Source organism: Citrobacter sp. Cpo221, assembly GCF_030332345.1.
Classification (GTDB): Bacteria; Pseudomonadota; Gammaproteobacteria; order Enterobacterales; family Enterobacteriaceae; genus Citrobacter; species Citrobacter portucalensis.
The window spans coordinates 138,671-157,579 of sequence record NZ_JAOWIA010000029.1; the positions used below are offsets into that span (position 1 = coordinate 138,671).

At 52.5% G+C, this 18,909-nt stretch carries 20 protein-coding genes and 1 other RNA gene; 12 read left to right on the top strand and 9 right to left on the bottom strand.

Annotation, left to right across the window (positions count from 1 at the left end; translation table 11 throughout):
* Positions 1-13: 13 nt before the first annotated feature.
* The 4 genes from OGY72_RS01855 to amtB all read left to right on the top strand — a co-directional run bounded on the left by OGY72_RS01855 (position 14) and on the right by amtB (position 5,462).
* Positions 14-1,786 carry a SmdA family multidrug ABC transporter permease/ATP-binding protein gene (locus OGY72_RS01855; RefSeq protein WP_286546452.1) on the top strand — a complete coding sequence of 591 codons (1,773 nt, stop codon included), beginning with the start codon at positions 14-16 and terminating at the stop codon, positions 1,784-1,786.
* Positions 1,779-3,557, top strand: a complete 1,779-nt coding sequence (locus tag OGY72_RS01860; RefSeq protein ID WP_008783952.1) for a SmdB family multidrug efflux ABC transporter permease/ATP-binding protein — start codon at positions 1,779-1,781, stop codon at positions 3,555-3,557. The genes OGY72_RS01855 and OGY72_RS01860 overlap by 8 nt, the downstream gene beginning before the upstream one ends.
* 248 nt (positions 3,558-3,805) lie before the next feature.
* Positions 3,806-4,144 carry a P-II family nitrogen regulator gene (glnK, locus tag OGY72_RS01865; protein ID WP_003021657.1) on the top strand — a complete coding sequence of 113 codons (339 nt, stop codon included), beginning with the start codon at positions 3,806-3,808 and terminating at the stop codon, positions 4,142-4,144.
* A 31-nt stretch (positions 4,145-4,175) separates the two neighbouring features.
* On the top strand, positions 4,176-5,462 hold the full coding sequence (amtB, locus tag OGY72_RS01870; protein WP_126319016.1) for an ammonium transporter AmtB: 1,287 nt from the start codon (positions 4,176-4,178) through the stop codon (positions 5,460-5,462).
* 50 nt (positions 5,463-5,512) lie between these two features.
* Here amtB and tesB read toward each other — a convergent pair whose 3' ends face one another.
* A complete protein-coding gene (gene tesB / locus OGY72_RS01875; RefSeq protein WP_003831027.1) occupies positions 5,513-6,373 on the bottom strand; it encodes an acyl-CoA thioesterase II in 861 nt (286 codons plus the stop codon).
* A 212-nt stretch (positions 6,374-6,585) separates the two neighbouring features.
* On the opposite strand from tesB, the gene OGY72_RS01880 reads away from it, so the two are divergent.
* Positions 6,586-7,155, top strand: coding sequence for a YbaY family lipoprotein (locus OGY72_RS01880; RefSeq protein WP_003021666.1), 570 nt, complete (start codon positions 6,586-6,588; stop codon positions 7,153-7,155).
* 31 nt (positions 7,156-7,186) lie between these two features.
* On the opposite strand, the gene OGY72_RS01885 is transcribed toward OGY72_RS01880, so the two are convergent.
* A complete protein-coding gene (locus tag OGY72_RS01885; protein WP_003831028.1) occupies positions 7,187-7,498 on the bottom strand; it encodes an MGMT family protein in 312 nt (103 codons plus the stop codon).
* A 162-nt stretch (positions 7,499-7,660) separates the two neighbouring features.
* Between OGY72_RS01885 and ffs the strand changes: the two genes are divergently transcribed.
* The 3 genes from ffs (at position 7,661) to OGY72_RS01900 (ending at position 8,422) form a co-directional block, all read left to right on the top strand.
* Positions 7,661-7,757, top strand: an RNA gene (gene ffs, locus OGY72_RS01890) — signal recognition particle sRNA small type.
* A 198-nt stretch (positions 7,758-7,955) separates the two neighbouring features.
* On the top strand, positions 7,956-8,207 hold the full coding sequence (locus OGY72_RS01895; protein ID WP_003831029.1) for a hypothetical protein: 252 nt from the start codon (positions 7,956-7,958) through the stop codon (positions 8,205-8,207).
* Positions 8,204-8,422, top strand: a complete 219-nt coding sequence (locus OGY72_RS01900) for a hypothetical protein (protein WP_003831030.1) — start codon at positions 8,204-8,206, stop codon at positions 8,420-8,422. Before OGY72_RS01895 ends, OGY72_RS01900 begins: the two co-directional genes overlap by 4 nt.
* Before the next feature lie 59 nt (positions 8,423-8,481).
* On the opposite strand, the gene yczR is transcribed toward OGY72_RS01900, so the two are convergent.
* Positions 8,482-9,909 carry a MocR-like transcription factor YczR gene (gene yczR / locus OGY72_RS01905; RefSeq protein WP_003831031.1) on the bottom strand — a complete coding sequence of 476 codons (1,428 nt, stop codon included), beginning with the start codon at positions 9,907-9,909 and terminating at the stop codon, positions 8,482-8,484.
* Between the two features lie 87 nt (positions 9,910-9,996).
* On the opposite strand from yczR, the gene yczE reads away from it, so the two are divergent.
* Together yczE and OGY72_RS01915 are read left to right on the top strand one after the other, a co-directional pair.
* The gene (gene yczE / locus OGY72_RS01910; protein ID WP_126319008.1) at positions 9,997-10,626 is read left to right on the top strand and encodes a membrane protein YczE; all 630 of its coding nucleotides are present in this window, start codon (positions 9,997-9,999) and stop codon (positions 10,624-10,626) included.
* Between the two features lie 64 nt (positions 10,627-10,690).
* On the top strand, positions 10,691-11,044 hold the full coding sequence (locus OGY72_RS01915) for a DUF1428 domain-containing protein (RefSeq protein ID WP_003831033.1): 354 nt from the start codon (positions 10,691-10,693) through the stop codon (positions 11,042-11,044).
* A 51-nt stretch (positions 11,045-11,095) separates the two neighbouring features.
* Here OGY72_RS01915 and pdeB read toward each other — a convergent pair whose 3' ends face one another.
* The gene (gene pdeB / locus OGY72_RS01920) at positions 11,096-12,649 is read right to left on the bottom strand and encodes a cyclic di-3',5'-guanosine monophosphate phosphodiesterase PdeB (RefSeq protein ID WP_286546461.1); all 1,554 of its coding nucleotides are present in this window, start codon (positions 12,647-12,649) and stop codon (positions 11,096-11,098) included.
* A 188-nt stretch (positions 12,650-12,837) separates the two neighbouring features.
* Here pdeB and OGY72_RS01925 point away from each other — a divergent pair, with 188 nt between their 5' ends.
* Both OGY72_RS01925 and ykgO read left to right on the top strand, forming a co-directional pair.
* A complete protein-coding gene (locus tag OGY72_RS01925) occupies positions 12,838-13,098 on the top strand; it encodes a type B 50S ribosomal protein L31 (protein WP_003021719.1) in 261 nt (86 codons plus the stop codon).
* Position 13,099: 1 nt separating this feature from the next.
* Entirely contained in the window at positions 13,100-13,240 is a 141-nt protein-coding gene (gene ykgO, locus OGY72_RS01930) for a type B 50S ribosomal protein L36 (protein ID WP_005125190.1), read from the top strand.
* A gap of 78 nt (positions 13,241-13,318) precedes the next feature.
* On the opposite strand, the gene OGY72_RS01935 is transcribed toward ykgO, so the two are convergent.
* The 5 genes from OGY72_RS01935 to acrB all read right to left on the bottom strand — a co-directional run bounded on the left by OGY72_RS01935 (position 13,319) and on the right by acrB (position 18,897).
* On the bottom strand, positions 13,319-13,789 hold the full coding sequence (locus OGY72_RS01935) for a YlaC family protein (RefSeq protein WP_020996574.1): 471 nt from the start codon (positions 13,787-13,789) through the stop codon (positions 13,319-13,321).
* A 116-nt stretch (positions 13,790-13,905) separates the two neighbouring features.
* Positions 13,906-14,457, bottom strand: coding sequence for a maltose O-acetyltransferase (gene maa, locus OGY72_RS01940; protein ID WP_286546466.1), 552 nt, complete (start codon positions 14,455-14,457; stop codon positions 13,906-13,908).
* A gap of 181 nt (positions 14,458-14,638) precedes the next feature.
* The gene (hha, locus tag OGY72_RS01945; RefSeq protein WP_002892050.1) at positions 14,639-14,857 is read right to left on the bottom strand and encodes a hemolysin expression-modulating protein Hha; all 219 of its coding nucleotides are present in this window, start codon (positions 14,855-14,857) and stop codon (positions 14,639-14,641) included.
* 27 nt (positions 14,858-14,884) lie between these two features.
* Positions 14,885-15,259 (bottom strand): Hha toxicity modulator TomB, encoded by a 375-nt coding sequence (gene tomB / locus OGY72_RS01950; protein ID WP_003021733.1) that lies wholly within the window; start codon positions 15,257-15,259, stop codon positions 14,885-14,887.
* Between the two features lie 488 nt (positions 15,260-15,747).
* Complete coding sequence (acrB, locus tag OGY72_RS01955; protein WP_063941319.1) at positions 15,748-18,897, bottom strand: efflux RND transporter permease AcrB; 3,150 nt, start codon at positions 18,895-18,897, stop codon at positions 15,748-15,750.
* Positions 18,898-18,909: the final 12 nt, after the last annotated feature.

Genomic DNA, 18,909 nt, shown 5'->3' on the forward strand with positions numbered 1-18,909 from the left:
CAGGACATAACGCGTGCGATTATTTGCTCAATTAAGCTGGTACTTCCGCCGGGAGTGGCGTCGCTACCTCGGGGCAGTGGCCTTGCTTATCATCATCGCTATCCTTCAGCTTATTCCGCCGAAAGTGGTCGGGATCATTGTGGATGGCGTGACGACTCAACGTTTCACCACCGAGCGGCTGCTGATGTGGGTGGGGACAATTGCCCTGATTGCCGTGGTGGTTTATTTGCTGCGCTATGTCTGGCGCGTGCTGCTGTTTGGCGCATCCTACCAACTGGCGGTTGAGCTGCGGGAAGATTATTACCGTCAGTTGAGTCGCCAGCATCCAGAATTTTATCTGCGGCACCGTACGGGCGATCTGATGGCGCGGGCAACCAACGATGTCGATCGCGTCGTATTTGCCGCCGGAGAAGGGGTGCTGACGCTGGTGGATTCGCTGGTCATGGGGTGTGCGGTGCTGATCGTGATGTCAACGCAGATAAGCTGGCAACTGACGTTGATTGCGCTGCTGCCGATGCCGGTGATGGCGTTGATGATCAAACGTTACGGCGATCGACTCCATAACCGTTTTAAGCTGGCGCAGGCGGCGTTTTCCAGTCTCAACGATCGTACTCAGGAAAGCCTGACCAGTATTCGTATGATCAAGGCCTTTGGTCTGGAGGATCGACAGTCGGCATTATTTGCCGCTGATGCTGAAGATACCGGTAAGAAAAACCTGCGCGTGGCGCGCATTGACGCCCGCTTTGATCCCACGATTTATATCGCCATTGGTATGGCTAACCTGCTGGCGATTGCCGGGGGAAGCTGGATGGTGGTACACGGCTCGCTGACGCTCGGGCAGCTCACCAGCTTTATGATGTATCTCGGTCTGATGATTTGGCCGATGCTGGCGCTGGCCTGGATGTTTAACATCGTCGAACGCGGCAGCGCCGCGTATAGCCGAATTCGCGCCATGCTGGCAGAAGCGCCGGTAGTGGATGACGGTACTGAACCGGTGCCGGAAGGACGCGGCGAGCTGGCGGTGGCGATTCGCGAATTTTGCTACCCGCAAACCACTCACCCGGCGCTGGAAAATGTGAATTTCCAGCTCAAACCTGGACAGATGCTGGGCATCTGTGGTCCGACCGGCTCGGGAAAAAGTACGGTGCTGTCGCTGATCCAGCGTCATTTTGATATCACCCAGGGCGATGTGCGCTTTCATGATATCCCATTAACGCGCTTACAGCTGGATAGCTGGCGTAGCCGACTGGCGGTTGTCAGCCAGACGCCATTTCTGTTTTCCGATACCGTCGGCAATAACATCGCCTTAGGACGCCCGCAGGCCACGCAGGAAGAGATCGAGCATGTGGCGCGTCTTGCCAGCGTTCATGAGGATATTTTACGTCTTCCGCAGGGCTACGACACCGAAGTGGGCGAACGCGGGGTGATGCTGTCTGGCGGGCAAAAACAGCGTATTTCTATCGCTCGAGCGTTACTGCTGAACGCTGAAATCCTGATTCTGGATGATGCGTTGTCGGCGGTAGATGGTCGTACCGAACATCAGATTTTGCATAACCTGCGCCAGTGGGGCGAAGGCCGAACCGTGATTATTAGCGCACACCGTTTGTCGGCTCTGACGGAAGCCAGCGAGATTATCGTGATGCAGCATGGGCATATTGCCCAGCGCGGTGAGCATGAATCTTTAGTGCAGCAGCCTGGCTGGTATCGCGATATGTACCGCTATCAGCAACTGGAAGCGGCGCTGTCTGATGCGCCAGAGATAAACGAGGAGGCGGCTAATGCGTAGTTTCGGGCAATTATGGCCGACTCTGAAAAGACTGCTGGCGTATGGTTCCCCATGGCGAAAACAGTTAGCGATTGCGGTCGTCATGCTGTGGGTGGCGGCGGCGGCGGAAGTCAGCGGCCCGCTGCTGATTAGCTATTTTATCGATAACATGGTGGCGAAGAACAATCTGCCGCTGGCGATGGTTGCCGGGCTGGTTGCCGCCTATGTCGGTCTGCAACTGCTGGCGGCAGGGCTGCATTACGCGCAGTCGTTACTGTTTAACCAGGCGGCGGTTGGCGTAGTACAACAGTTACGTACCGACGTAATGGACGCTGCGCTGCGCCAGCCGCTCAGCGCCTTTGATACTCAGCCCGTCGGGCAGCTTATCTCCCGCGTGACCAATGACACCGAAGTGATTCGTGACCTGTACGTGACGGTGGTCGCAACGGTTCTGCGCAGCGCGGCCTTAATTGGTGCCATGCTGGTCGCGATGTTCAGCCTCGAGTGGCGTATGGCGCTGGTGGCGATGGCCATTTTCCCGGCCGTGTTGGTGGTGATGGTGATTTACCAACGCTACAGCACCCCGATTGTGCGTCGGGTGCGCGCTTATCTGGCGGATATTAACGATGGCTTTAACGAAGTCATCAACGGCATGAGCGTTATCCAGCAGTTCCGCCAGCAGGCAAGGTTTGGCGAGAGAATGGGGGAGGCCAGCCGCTCGCACTATATGGCGCGAATGCAGACCCTGCGACTGGATGGCTTTTTGCTGCGTCCGCTGCTAAGCCTTTTCTCGGCGCTAATCCTCTGCGGTTTGCTGATGCTGTTCAGTTTTACCTCTGGCACCTCCATCGAGGTTGGCGTGCTGTACGCGTTCATCAGCTACCTCGGCCGTTTGAACGAACCGCTGATCGAGCTGACCACTCAGCAATCAATGCTGCAGCAGGCGGTTGTCGCCGGTGAGCGAGTGTTCGAACTGATGGACGGGCCTCGTCAGCGCTATGGTGAAGACGATCGCCCGCTCAAAAGCGGAGACATTGAGGTGGATAACGTTTCATTTGCCTATCGCGACGACAATCTGGTGCTGCAAAACATCAGTCTGTCCGTGCCTTCGCGCAGCTTTGTGGCTTTGGTCGGACACACAGGCAGCGGCAAAAGCACGCTGGCCAGCCTGCTGATGGGATATTACCCGCTGACGCAGGGGGAAATCCGCCTTGACGGACGTCCGTTGTCTTCTCTGAGCCACGGTGCGTTACGTCAGGGCATCGCGATGGTGCAGCAGGATCCGGTGGTGATGGCGGATACTTTCCTGGCAAACGTCACGCTGGGTCGCGATATCTCAGAAGAGCGGGTCTGGCAGGCGCTGGAGACTGTGCAACTGGCAGAACTGGCTCGGGGTTTGAGCGAGGGGATTCATACCCGGCTGGGCGAGCAGGGCAATAATCTCTCCGTTGGGCAGAAACAGCTGCTGGCGCTGGCGCGGGTATTGGTTGAAACGCCGCAGGTGCTGATCCTCGATGAAGCCACAGCCAGTATTGATTCCGGTACTGAACAGGCCATTCAGCACGCGCTGGCGGCGGTCCGTGAACACACTACGCTGGTGGTGATTGCGCATCGGTTATCGACGATTGTCGATGCGGATACCATTCTGGTGCTGCATCGCGGTCAGGCGGTTGAGCGTGGTACGCACCAGCAATTACTGGCGGCGCAAGGCCGTTACTGGCAGATGTATCAGCTGCAGCTGGCGGGCGAAGAGTTAGCCGCCAGCACGCAAGAGGATTCTGTTATCGCCTGACGGCGCAGTGCTTATCCGGCCACGCGGTATCGTAGGCCGGGTAAGGCGTTTACGCCGCCATCCGGCAATCAACAATCTGGTGCAAAAATGTAACGCACTGTGCACCGTTATAGTGCGTTTTTTCTGTTTCTCTCCCGGCAGCACCCGGCGAACCTGAATCATTCCGCGTTTTTCATTCCTGGCACACCCCTTGCAATATTCCTCTCGTGTATCTGCAGCCACTACTGAATTCTGACTGGAGGGGATCTATGAAGCTGGTTACCGTGGTAATCAAACCGTTCAAACTGGAAGACGTCCGTGAAGCACTGTCGTCTATTGGTATTCAGGGGCTGACCGTCACCGAAGTGAAGGGGTTTGGCCGACAGAAAGGTCATGCTGAGCTGTACCGTGGGGCTGAATATAGCGTCAATTTTCTGCCAAAGGTGAAGATTGATGTGGCGATTGCCGACGACCAACTGGATGGCGTGATTGATGTCATCAGTAAGGCGGCATACACCGGAAAAATTGGCGACGGCAAAATCTTCGTCGCCGAGCTGCAACGTGTGATTCGTATTCGTACCGGCGAAGCCGACGAAGCCGCACTGTAACTTCTGGCACACAGTGATAGGAAACCAAAAAATGAAGATAGCAACGATGAAAACAGGTATTGCTTCACTGGCGCTACTGCCGGGACTGGCGATGGCGGCACCGGCGGTTGCGGATAAAGCAGATAACGCTTTTATGATGATCTGTACCGCGCTGGTGCTGTTTATGACTATCCCTGGCATTGCGTTGTTCTACGGCGGTTTGATTCGCGGTAAGAACGTGCTGTCGATGCTGACTCAGGTGACGGTGACATTCGCTCTGGTTTGTATTCTATGGGTGGTTTATGGCTACTCACTGGCCTTTGGCGAAGGGAATAATTTCTTCGGCAACTTCAACTGGGTATTGCTGAAGAACATCGAGCTGACGGCGGTCACGGGGAGCTTCTACCAATACATTCACGTTGCTTTTCAGGGATCTTTTGCCTGCATCACCGTTGGGCTGATTGTCGGGGCTCTTGCTGAGCGTATTCGTTTCTCTGCGGTGCTGATTTTTGTGGTGGTGTGGTTAACGTTGTCGTACATCCCCATTGCCCATATGGTCTGGGGCGGCGGCTTACTGGCTTCTCACGGCGCACTGGATTTTGCCGGCGGGACGGTCGTGCACATCAACGCAGCGATTGCTGGTCTGGTTGGTGCGTATCTGATTGGCAAACGCGTCGGTTTTGGCAAAGAAGCCTTTAAACCGCATAACCTGCCGATGGTCTTCACCGGTACCGCTATTCTCTACATTGGTTGGTTTGGCTTTAACGCCGGTTCAGCGGGAACGGCGAATGAAATTGCCGCACTGGCCTTCGTCAATACCGTGGTCGCCACCGCTGCCGCCATCCTCGGATGGATCTTCGGTGAATGGGCGCTGCGTGGCAAACCGTCTCTGCTGGGCGCTTGTTCTGGTGCTATTGCAGGTCTGGTGGGCGTAACACCTGCATGTGGCTACATTGGTGTCGGAGGAGCGCTGATTATCGGTGTCGTTGCGGGGCTGGCTGGCCTGTGGGGAGTGACCATGCTGAAGCGTTTTCTGCGCGTGGACGATCCGTGTGATGTGTTTGGCGTGCACGGCGTGTGCGGTATTGTTGGCTGCATCCTGACCGGCGTTTTCGCTGCCAGCTCTCTGGGCGGCGTGGGCTTTGCCGAGGGCGTGACCATGGGGCATCAGCTGCTGGTGCAACTGGAAAGCGTGGCGATCACCATCGTCTGGTCCGGCGTGGTGGCCTTCATTGGCTATAAGCTGGCAGATATGACGGTGGGTCTGCGCGTACCGGAAGAGCAGGAACGCGAAGGTCTGGATGTGAACAGTCACGGCGAAAACGCCTACAACGCTTGATGTTTCAATCTGCCGGATGGCAACGCTTTTGCGCCACCATCCGGTAATTCTCAATTGCGATTACGCATTACCCCTTCCTGCACGGTAGAGGCGACCAGTACGCCGTCCTGGGTATAAAACTCCCCGCGTACAAAACCCCGGGCACCGGAGGCCGAAGTGCTCTCGACGTTATACAACAGCCACTCATTAATATTGAACGGACGGTGGAACCACATTGAATGGTCAATGGTGGCGATCTGAATCCCTTTTTCCAGAAAACCAATCCCGTATGGCTGCAGTGCAACAGGCAGGAAGTTCAGGTCTGAGGCATAGCCAAGCAGATATTGATGGACGCGCAGATCGTCCTGCAGCTCGCCGTTTGCGCGGATCCATACCTGGCGCGCCGGAGGTGCGACGTGACCTTTTAAGGGGTTGTGAAACTCAACCGGGCGCACTTCCAACGGACGATCGTTGATAAATTTTTCTTTCAACAGCGGCGGCAGTAAATGCGCCACTGAACGGGCAATTTCCGTTTCTGATTTCAGCTCATCGGGACCCGGCGCATCCGGCATGGTTTTCTGATGTTCAAATCCGTCTTCCGGTGCCTGGAAAGAGGCGGTCATGTAAAAAATGGGTTTACCATTCTGAATTGCGGCAACGCGGCGCGCGCTGAAGCTGTTACCATCACGCAAGACTTCAACATCATAGATGATGGGCTTTTGGCTATCGCCGGGGCGTAAAAAATAGCTGTGAAAAGAGTGGACCAGACGCTCTTCCGGTACGGTTTCTTTGGCGGCATACAGCGCCTGACCGACAACCTGTCCCCCAAAAACCTGACGCAACCCTAAGTCTTCACTTTGGCCCCGAAAGAGTCCTTCTTCAATTTTTTCCAGATTTAACAATGTCAGCAAATTTTTCAGCGCCAGACTCATACGTGCTCTCCAGGTTATATCGTTCTCGCAGCGAGGTAGGCAGAGTATAACGCAATTTTGAAAGTGGTCCGATGGGTGCAATTGTCTGAATTAAAGGCCTATTACAGGCAAAAACAGCTGTCTTGTGCCACACTTAGTCACGTTATGTTTTTGTTAACCACTCTTCTGGCGAGGAAAGTTCTCGCTGGTGCATAGATGATAAGGAGAATTTAATGAAACTCGTGCACATGGTAAGTGGTTTAGCGGTTGCGGTCGCTCTGGCGGCCTGTGCTGATAAAAGTGCAGATATTCAGACACCTGCGCCAAGCCCTAATACGTCAATTGCTGACACACAGTCTAAAATTCAACAGCCAAATGTTTCTGGTACGGTATGGATCCGCCAGAAAGTGGCCTTGCCACCCGATGCGGTGCTGACCGTCACGCTGTCAGATGCGTCGCTGGCCGATGCGCCGTCAAAAGTGCTGTCGCAAAAAGCGGTCCGTACTGAAGGCAAGCAGGCGCCATTCAGCTTCGTATTACCGTTTAATCCAGCAGATATTCAGCCTAACGCTCGTATTCTGCTGAGTGCGGCAATTACGGTTAATGACAAACTGGTCTTTATTACTGATACCGTTCAGACGGTCATTAATCAGGGTGGTACAAAAGCTGACCTGACGCTGGTCCCTGTACAGCAAACGGCAGTACCGGTTCAGGCGAGCGGTGGGGCTGCCACCACGGTGCCGTCAACGTCACCAACCCAGGTGAATCCGTCTTCTGCCGTTCCTGCCCCCACGCAGTACTAAGGTAGTCGTAACCCTCTCCGCCTGGAGAGGGTTAGTACACCCAGCGATAACGCTGTAAATCGATCTGTCCGCTTCCAGAAACCACAATTCCCTCTGCCAGTAACGCCTGACGCTGCCGTTGCAGGTCGGGGCCGGTCAGCGAAATGGTACCATGGCGATTGACCACCCGATGCCAGGGCAGAGTGCTGCCTTCGGGGAGACGCTTAAGCACGCCGCCTACCTGGCGCGCAGCACGCGGCGAACCGGCAAGCCTGGCAACATCGCCATACGTAGTGACGAAACCTTCGGGGATTGACGCGACGATTTGCCAGACGCGTTGGGGGAAAGAGTCTTGTATATCCATTATTTATTCCTGCGCTAATCCTCCAGCATAATGCTGAATGGCGAAGGAGTGAAGCTGCATTGCACAAGAAAACAGCATCCGATGCTGGATGGGTTGCAATTACAGGGTGCAGCAGTGATAATGCGCCTGCGCGTTGGTTAACAACGCTCTCAATGGGGGCTCTGTTGGTTCTCCCGCAACACTACTCTGTTTACCAGGTCAGGTCCGGAAGGAAGCAGCCAAGGCAGATGACGTGTGTGCCGGGATGTAGCTGGCAGGGCCCCCACCCAATTCTGCCGTCCGGCAATTTCCCTTCTGCTTATCTTCTTTTCTTTGTCATCGTATTGTCATTTTATTGTCATCAAATGCTGTCAATGTGTTTCGGGGATGTTATTTGATGCTTTTGCCGCCGCCATCGCACTGTAACGACAGAGTCTTACATTCGGTGTGTTTTGGCTGACCACAAGGATTTTCTACGATGTCGACCGCTGTATTGAATGTCAAAATTGATGAGGCGCTAAAAGAAAAGCTTCGCCATTACGCTGAAGTGCATAACGAAAATTTAAGTGTTGCGACGGAAAAACTGCTGCTGATTGCGTTTACCGCCGTTGAAGAGGCGGGAGTCTCCGCTGAGGATATCGATAGCCAGCATACGGAAGAGTCCGTAGTTGAAGCACTGACTCCTAAAGAAATCAAAGCGTTGCGCAGACTACTGAAGAAGAAAAAATGAAACAACAACCGCTCTCAACCGCCTGTAATTACGGCGAAGCTTGTGAAATGCTGCGTTCCGGTTATGTGAAACATGTTCGTCTGAGCTGGAATGTCGGCAGCGATGAGTTCTTCCGTATTGCCTCCGACTGGTGTGATGCCGGGGCAAAAATTAAGAAAGACGGTGAGAATTTCGTAATTTCCCTGAAGGGATTCCCGGTTCCTCCTCAACAGTAATATTGCTGGGACTTCCTTGTCCATCACGGTATTCAATGGCGGGTCTTTTGACTCGTCGCTTAGATTATTTTACGCATTTTTCCGCTGCTGGCCTGCAATCGCAGGTTATCCCAAATGGGTTGCAACACTCTGAAAGCAGCACGCGCTGTGTCATCCGGTAACGTGAAGGGCATACGCAAAAAGCGATCGAATGCGCCATCAAGGCCAAACCGCGTACCGGTACCCAGCTGAATGCCTGCACTTTCGGCGCGTGTGGCAAAGAGCGTCGCCAGCGTATCGGGCAGTTCAACCCAGAAAGAGAGTCCTCCCTGTGGCTGGGTAAACTGCCATTCCGGGAAATGTGAGTTCATCAGGTCCGAGCACAGATCTCGCCGCGATGTGAGCAGGCGTCTTCTGTCAGGAAGAAAGTTAGGGGCGTTATCCAGCAGCCAACTGGTGGCGAGTTGTTCAAGCACCGGGGAGCCTAAATCGAAGGTGTCGCGGGTTTGTACCAGCGCCGCAATGGTTCGTGCCGACGCCCGGATCCAGCCCAGACGTAATCCCCCCCAAAAGCTTTTCCCGGCCGAACCCAATAGAATGATCGGCGCGTCGCGATTGAATGCGGCAAGTGGCGGCGGCGGCGGGGCGTCATACCACAGGTTCACCATCGTCTCATCGACCACCAGGGTAGTGCGGGTTCGTTCGGCAATATCCGCCACGACCTGGCGAGTTGCAGCGTCCATGCAACGCCCGGTCGGGTTGTGAAAGTCCGGCATCAGGTAGGCCATTCTCGGTGCGGTTTGCGCGAGGGTGGCGACCAGACCCGCGGTATCCCAACCGTGCTCGGGTAGCGACACGCCGACGGGGCGACAGGATGCGCCTTGAATCGCGGCAATCGCCAGCGGATAAGTAGGGTGATCTACCACTACGCGATCGCCGGGGCCGGTGAGCAAACGTAGGATCAGCGCCAGGCCGCTGACAGCACCATTCACGACCATGATTTCATCGGGCTGCGTCGGGAGCCCGCGATCGCAATAATGCTGAGCGATGGATTCACGCAATACCGACAGTCCCTGTGGCAGATACCCGGAACTCAACAGATGCTGTGGCATGGCGAACAGCGCCTGTTGGTAAGCCTGATGAATTTCGGGTCCGGCACTTAGCGCCGCCGTGGACAAATCAAGTGCTGTGCCGGTACTGGTCCGGGTTGGCACATGGCGAATATGTTCCGGCAGGATCACCCGTGATCCGCTACCATGACGGCTTTCCAGATATCCCTCTTCACGCAGTTGCGCCATAGCGCTGGCGACGGTAGTTCGACTTACTTGCAGGACGACGGCGAGCTCGCGTTCACCCGGTAAACGGCTATCCAGCGCCAGTCGACCATCGAGAATAAGCAGACGTAACGCTTCTGCCAGCTGTCGCCAGATGGGCGTTCGCGAGGGGCTTTCCAGCCAGTGTCCGAGCAGGCGTTGCAAAGACTGACTTCCATAACGGCGAGATGACATAGCAGTCCACTTTTTGAAAACTGGACATTAATCATAGTGCCAATTGCGATGAAGATGAAAGTTATCTGAGAGTGAGAGGGGAAAAGCATGCTGCGTCGTTTACTTCAGTTATATATCGGGCTGGTGCTGTACGGTGTGTCGACGGCGATGTTTGTCCGTGCTGATTTAGGGGCCGATCCTTGGAACGTGTTTCACCTGGGTGTAGCCAATTTATTGTCAATGAATATCGGCGTGGTGATTATTGCCGTGGGCGTGTTGGTGCTGCTGGCATGGATACCGCTGCGCCAGCGTCCTGGCTTTGGCACGTTGAGTAACGTGATTATGATCGGACTGGCGGCAGATGCCGCGCTGCTGGTGATTCCAGGATTTGAATCTCTGCTGGCGCGCAGCGGGCTGCTGGTGTCAGCGGTAATATTGAATGCGTTAGCAACCAGCCTGTACATTGGCGCCGGTTTTGGCGCCGGTCCGCGTGATGGTCTGATGACCGGTATCCACGCGCGTACCGGCTGGCCAGTACGACGAATTCGAACCGCAATCGAAGTGTCGGTGCTGCTTATCGGCTGGTTGCTGGGAGGAACCGTGGGGGTTGGTACGGTGCTGTATGCCTTGGCAATCGGGCCGCTCATTCAGCTTTGCCTGCCGTGGTTTCGGCATCAGCCGCAGGCACGTATTCGCATCAAGAATACGCCTGGGGCGCGATCGTCTGCTGGCGACTAAACTTAACCTCGACTGACGCGGCCGGAATCGGCTTGCCGCGCAGTACACTTCGGAGGTTTTTCTCATGAAGTATGTTGATGGCTTTGTGGTTGCCGTACCCGCTGAAAACAAGGAGGCGTACATTGCGATGGCGGCAAAAGCAGCTCCGCTTTTCAAGGAGTTCGGTGCATTGCGCGTGGTGGAGTGCTGGGCAGATGATGTCCCCGACGGCAAGTTGACCGATTTTCGCATGGCAGTGAAAGCGCAGGATCATGAAGAAGTGGTATTCAGCTGGATTGAATATCCATCCAAAGAGGTCCGCGATGCGGCGAATCAGAAGATGATGTCCGATCCCCGTATGAAGGAATTCGGTGAATCTATGCCATTTGATGGCAAGCGAATGATCTACGGTGGATTTGCGCCCATTATGGAAGAGTGATGTGACTGGCTGTGCGGCGTGCCGCCAGCCATCTCAACATCAACAGCCATGTTAAAGCCGTTTTTCTGCCCACAGAATAAATTCCGCTTTCGGCAGCGCTTTGCTGTAAAGCCAGCCCTGACCGTACTGCACGCCGTGCTGGCGTAGCCAGGTTTCCTGATTCTCGGTTTCGATACCTTCCGCCACCATCTCAAGTTTCAGCGTTTTTGCTATCTCGATGATATGAGGTGTGACGTTGTTGTACTCCAGCGCATCGACGAACGATTTGTCTATCTTCAGGATGTCTACATCCAGATCCTGCAAATAGCTCAGGCTGGAATAGCCGGTACCAAAGTCATCGATATAGATTGAATGACCCGCCTGGCGGTATTTGGCAATAAACGGCGCGCTGTTTTTTGGGTCGGCAAATTCGCGTTCAGTTAGCTCCAGCGCGATTTGCGCAGGCTTCAGTTGCCAGTGGTTCACCTTCTGGCCTAACAGGGCAGGAAGCGTTTCGGAAGACAGGTCGGCTGACTCAAGGTTGATGGATATATGCTGCTCCGGATGCTGACGCAGCCATTTGCCTAAATCTTCAAATACGCTTTCAATGATCAACCGGGTGAGGGACTCTGTCATCCCGGTTTCATGCGCCAGCGCGACGAAGATTTCCGGCGACAGATAGCTTCCGTCGGCCTGCTGCCAGCGAGCCAGCGCCTCTGCCCCAACCACTTTCCCCGTTTTGAGCGAGATAATTGGTTGATAGTGGACTTTGATATCCCGATGCTGGATAGCGTCCTGCAACTGGTGATGGGGCGACTGTAAGCGGCGCAAAATACGCAAAACAAAGGCGGCGGTGAGTAAGCCGATAAGAATGCCTGCCGGGAGCCAGATCAGTGCTTGCCGGTGCCAGGTTTTTTGCAATGGCAGGGTGGAAGCCCAGGTTACGATCGTGATACCCAACTCAGGAAAGGGGCGGGCGTTATAAATGCTGCCATCTTTTTTAAAATGAGTAATCGATCGTTCTTGCTGTACATGCTGCAAAACGTCCGATGGCAGATCGGCGCTACTGGCAACCACGACGTTGCGCACGGTGCCAATGATAGTCACTTCAATCGGCCATGAGCCAAACGGGATGACGTCAATGAAAGAACCCGGATCGACCATCACAACATAATGTTCGCTGCCTAATGCTGCCATAAAACGCTTGATGCCCAAATCATTTTGCGTGGTAAGCCATGCGCGATATCCATCAGGCGTGACTTTCATTGCGGGTGGAAATGCGTCAGCCTGGCTTCTTTTTTCCAGAGATGAGCATTGCGGAACGCTATCTTTGAGGTACAGCACTTCCTGAATATAGCGATAGCTATATGACAAACGACGCATTTCCAGCAGATGCTCTTCACTACAAGGCACCCCCTGAAATGCTTCAATATGGCGCAATGCTTTTTTCGCCTGCTCGCCTACGCGTTCCGTACGTAATGCGACTCGCGTTGAGAACATGTCGAGCTCATCGATAAATTTCGTTTCGACCTGACGATGTGCCAGCCACAGGCTTAAACCTACAGGCGCGAGGATGGAAAGGAACAGTACCCCAGTCACCAGGCTTATCAGATGTCGTGTTGTCACAGTGATATCCTTATTTACACAGCGTAGGGAAAGTATATCCGAAACCCCAAAAAGCTATTCGATTGGCATCATATATTTACGGCCACTTATCATCCCGTTTGACTCCCTGTCGTGTAAATCAGGTTGTGATTTGTACAAGAGTGGTGTATTTTGTTGGTTATGTTATAACGTAACAAATTGAGGTTGCCATGAAACCGGATATTCATCCTTTTTACCGTACCGTGGTGTTTCACGATACCAGTGCCAATGAATTCTTTAAGGTCGGTTCGACCATCAAGACTGAGCGTGAGATTGAGTTTGAGGGGGAAATGTACCCGTACGTGACCCTCGATATCTCTTCCAAATCGCATCCGTACTATACCGGGAAACAAAAAACCTTTGATAATGAAGGTAGTGCAGCACGTTTCCAAAAACGTTTTGGTCATTTTATTGGCGTTAAGCGGGGTTAAAATGCAGGTACTCAATTCACTTCGCAGCGCAAAACAGCGCCATCCTGACTGCCAGATAGTAAAACGCAAAGGGCGTTTGTACGTTATCTGCAAAACGAATCCGCGCTTTAAAGCAGTACAGGGGCGTAAAAAAAGACGTTAGTTTCTTTGCCAGCATTTCAGGGATTAAAGTGCGTTACCTTCGCAGGAACGCACTTTTTTTATCTGTGCTGAGATGTCGTTACTGGCTGGTCTGGGCGCGGGTAAGCGTAAAGACATCATAAAACGAGAGTTCGCCTTTGCGCGATATCATCTTTTGCAGCTGCGCTTTATGTTCGCTGTCCACGGACGGCGAGTGCAGGATAGTATCTATGAGTGAGGAGGGGACAAAGCGCGTGTTGTACCATTCTCCGTTATAGCAAACTCTAAAATCCAGAACGTCGATATCTTCAAAGCGGTATCGTGGCGCAACGTCGAAAAAGAAAAAGCCGTTGAGCACAACGAACAGTACCACCAGCAGCCATACTGAATCGACTAACGTTTCTGACTGTAGCATCACCGCCAGCGTGGCAAACCACGCAACATACATGCCGATAAACAGCCCTGGATGTTTGCGAATAAAGCTGATGCTAAAGCGCGGTTTGTTGTCGCGCTTCTCGCGAATATTTAAGTCGTCGATTGTTTCAGTAAGCAGGCGCTGTATTTCTGTCATCTCTTGCCTTCGTGATATCTGCAAAATTCAGGTGCGATCGCCCTATTTTAAAAGGGGATACGTTCTGAAGAAAGTAACAGATTAACCACAATTTAGCATAACAGTTACATTTAACATCACAGCGTTTTGATGATCCTTGCGGGATTGCCTCCAACCACGGTGTTGGCCGGAACGCTTTTGGTGACCACTGCGCCTGATGCCACAACCACGTTATCACCCAGCGTGACGCCAGGATTTATTACTGCACGGCCACCTATCCAGACGTTATTGCCGATTGTCACGGGCTTTCCGAACTCCAGGCCACTGTTGCGCTCGGTAGCATCCAGCGGATGGGTCGCGGTATAGATATGAACGCCAGGTGCCAGCATGCAGTTGTCGCCAATATGAATTGGACAGACGTCGAGCATAACGCAGTCGAAATTAGCGTAAAAGTCTTTACCAAGATAGATGTTATAACCGTAATCACAACGGAAAGAGGGTTCAATATAGGCCCCCTCACTCTGACCTAACAGATTATGCAGGATTGCCTGACGCTCATTTTTTTCATCGGGAGCGGTGAGATTGTAGCGATGGATCAACTGACGAGCGCGTAGGCGGTCACTGCGCAGCGTTTCATCTGCCGGGCGATAGTATTCGCCGGCGATCATTTTTTGCTTTTCATTACGCATTACGAATTCCCTGTGTACTGAAGGTTATTTCAGCACAGTAAAACGTAATGCAAGAAAGGGGAACGTTCCCGCTTCTTTGCTGTGATCATAGTCACGTGATTTGAATTAAATAACCATTGTAAATACGAAAATGGTCAGCCAGACAACTGTACCGCTATACCTGACTTACCCTTGAGTGCAATTAGCGAATGAATTTCCAAACAGAAGTTGGAATCTTGTCGTAAAGCTTATTCATGGTCAATTCAGCAAGGCGATGATCTGCTGCTGAGTAAAATACAGCCAGTTCGTTGTCGGACAATTCATATTTATTTTTTTCAATAACGCGCTCTAGCGTATCAATTGTCTGGCAACGTCGCAGGCGCATCAAATAATCTGTTTTAGTTAATGGTTTATCGGACATAACTCTTACCTATGATTGTAATAATTTTTAACAAGACAAACTAACAGGATTAGCCCTGGTGGCATTGACAAAACAGCGAAACAGTCGATTACCTGACTTCCGCCATTTCTGCAGATCCTGCGTATTAATACCATAACTGCTGAACAACATAAAAGTGTCATCCAGGTATTCATCTATCTGCGCGATCAGCTTATTGTCCTCATTGTACTTAATTTTATAATTAAGTGCGAAGGTTGCAATATGCTCTATCAGTTCATTGAGCTGCAAGCTGGTTGCAGAGGTAGGGTCATTAACCCAGCCATGGTTACTTTGTTCAAGGTTTGCAAGACAGTCATGATACAGAGTTTCGCAGAGAAATTTAAGCTGCGCGATATCATGTCTTTTGGGTGAGTATTCATCCATAACGCATCCCCTTCTTAGTGGCTTAAACTAACCGAACACCTTTCGGGATGGATACAACAACTACCTGGAACTTGCCCGCGACTCCTGATGATTTAACTATAATCTACTCTAAAAAAGATTTCATCGTCATATCACGAAAAATTACAATTATGTAAAATTATGATGCTACGTCATTTTTACATTTTAACAGATAAATGCCGCTATTCGAAATGGGACAATTTCTTTATTCTTCGGGCAATCATCGGGTTATCTTGTTTAGGTTTAGCAACGAAAGGCAACAACCGACAATGTGAACCAGTGGATAGGAATAATCTTAATATTTATTAAAGTAAATAAGAACTCTCGCTGTTTTTTTAAGAATAGCCTTTAAGGCTGCAAGGATTATATCGCTTATTTATCCGATAGAAAATAAACGGAATGGCAATAAGTGATTTTTATGATTTTTTCAGAAAAAAGGCCGCTTGCGCGGCCTTATCTTTAGAGATGTATCAATGATGCTCTACTGAGTGGCTATGCTCAATATCTTCATTTTTGCGGCTAAAGCGGCGGCGTACCACCACAAAGAACACCGGAACAAAGAAGATCGCCAACACAGTTGCCGTCACCATCCCACCCATTACGCCAGTACCAACGGCGTTCTGTGCACCGGAACCTGCGCCGGAACTAATGACCAGCGGCATTACGCCCAGAATAAAGGCCAGTGACGTCATCAGGATTGGACGTAAACGCATGCGTACTGCGTCCAGCGTCGCCTCAATCAGACCTTTACCCTCTTTATCCATCAAGTCTTTGGCGAATTCGACGATAAGTATCGCGTTCTTCGCCGACAACCCAATGGTTGTGAGCAGGCCTACCTGGAAGTAAACGTCGTTGGTCAGGCCGCGGAACGTCGCCGCCAGCAATGCACCGATAACACCCAACGGTACCACCAGCATTACGGAGAACGGAATTGACCAACTCTCGTACAACGCTGCCAGACACAAGAACACGACGATCAGTGAAATAGCATACAGGGCAGGGGCCTGGTTGCCGGACAGTCGTTCCTGGTAGGACATACCGGTCCAGTCATAACCGATACCGGATGGCAGTTTGCTGGCCAGTTGCTCCATCATGGCCATCGCTTCACCGGTACTTTTACCCGGAGCGGCCTGGCCTAAGATTTCCATGGAAGGCAGACCGTTATAGCGTTCCAGACGCGGTGAGCCGTATTCCCAGCGCGAAGTAGAGAAGGCGGAGAACGGTACCATCTGTCCATCGCTGCCGCGGACATACCAGTTTCCAATATCTTCCGGCAACATACGGTATTTCGCTTCAGACATGACGTAAACTTTCTTCACACGACCACGGTCGATGAAGTCATTCACGTAGCTTCCGCCCCATGCAGCACCCAGTGTTGTATTAATATCACTAATGGAAACGCCCAGAGCCTGCGCTTTTTCCTGATCGATATCGATCTTGAACTGCGGCGTATCTTCCAGACCGTTAGGACGAACACCGACCAACAGATCAGGATGCTTCGCGACTTCACCAAACAGCTGGTTACGCGCCTGAGTCAGCTTCTCATGACCTAAGCCTGCCTGGTCAATCAACTGGAAGTCGAAACCGGTCGCGGTCCCTAACTCCACAATCGCTGGCAGGTTAAAGGCAAAGACCATCGCGTCTTTAATCTGTGAGAATGCGCCCATCGCACGTTGAGTAATCGCCTCAACCTTGTTCTCTTCACCTGGACGTTCACTCCAGTCTTTCAGAGAAACGAACGCGATACCGGTGTTCTGACCACGACCAGCAAAACCGAAACCGTTAACGGCAAACACCGATTCAACGTTCGCTTTTTCCTTGGTCAGGTAGTAATCCGTCATTTCGTCCAGCACCTTCTGGGTACGCTCTTGCGTTGCACCCGCTGGCAGCTGAGCCATAGACAGGAATACCCCCTGGTCTTCATCTGGCAGGAACGAACTTGGCAGACGAACGAACAGATAGGCCATGCCCACGACGATGATCAGATACAGCGCCAGATAACGACCGGTGCTGCGCAGAATACCGCCCACGCTATCGGTGTAATGATGCGTGCTCTTATCGAACATGCGGTTAAACCAGCCGAAGAAGCCTTTTTTGCCTTCTCCGTGATCGCCTTTAGCAATCGGTTTGAGCATGGTCGCACACAGGGCAGGGGTCAGAATCAATGCCACCAGTACAGACAACGCCATCGCAGAAACAATGGTGATGGAGAACTGACGGTAAATTGCACCGGTAGAACCACCGAAGAACGCCATTGGGATAAATACCGCTGACAGTACCATCGCGATACCGACCAGTGCGCCCTGAATCTGGCCCATCGATTTACGCGTTGCTTCCTTCGGCGGTAGTCCTTCCTCAGCCATTACACGTTCAACGTTCTCGACCACAACGATGGCGTCATCCACCAGCAGGCCGATGGCGAGTACCATCCCGAACATCGTCAGGGTGTTTATCGAGAAGCCGAAAATCGCAAGGACGGCAAACGTACCCAAGAGCACCACCGGCACGGCGATAGTCGGAATCAGCGTCGCGCGGAAGTTCTGCAGGAACAGATACATTACCAGGAACACGAGGATGATTGCTTCCGCCAGCGTTTTTACTACTTCGTGAATAGAGATTTTCACGAACGGCGTGGTGTCATATGGGTAAACGATCTTCAGACCTGACGGGAAGAACGGCTCCATCTTCTTCAGTTCTTCGCGGATAGCGTTTGCTGTATCCAGGGCGTTAGCACCTGTCGCCAGCTTGATACCCAGACCGGATGCCGGTTTACCGTTGAACTTCGCAATGATGTCGTAGTTCTCACCGCCCAGTTCCACTTTCGCCACGTCACGCAGACGAACCTGGGAACCATCCTGATTCACTTTCAGCAGAATTTTGCTGAACTCATCAGCGGAGGTCAGACGGGTTTGCGCGATGATTGACGCGTTAAGCTGCTGGCCTTTAACCGGTGGCGTACCACCTAACTGACCGGCTGCAACCTGGGCGTTCTGCGCCTTGATGGCGCTGATTACATCAACCGGCGTCAGCTGGAAGTTGTTCAGTTTGTTCGGATCCATCCAGATACGCATCGCGTACTGAGAACCAAACAGCTGAACATCACCCACGCCTGAAGTACGGCTAATAGCGTCCTTCATGTTGGCGCCAACGTAGTCGGAAATATCCTCCTGCGTCATGGTGCCGTTGGTGTTGATAACACCGACAACCATCAGGAAGCTACTGGATGACTTCTCAACGCTAACCCCTTGCTGCTGTACTTCCTGCGGCAGCAACGGCATGGCCAGCTGCAGTTTGTTCTGCACCTGAACCTGTGCGATATCCGCGTCAGTACCAGACTGGAAGGTCAGGGTGATCTGCACGGTACCCGTGGAGTCACTGTTTGAGGACATGTACATCAGGTTATCGATACCGTTCATATTCTGTTCGATAACCTGCGTAACAGTATCCTGTACTGTTTTGGCATCAGCGCCAGGGTAGGTCGCGGAGATCGTCACTGCTGGCGGTGCAATAGTAGGATATTGCGCTACCGGCAATTTGAGGATCGCGAGCCCCCCTGCCAACATGATGATAATGGCGATCACCCACGCAAATATAGGGCGATCGATAAAGAAATTAGGCATGTCTTAACGGCT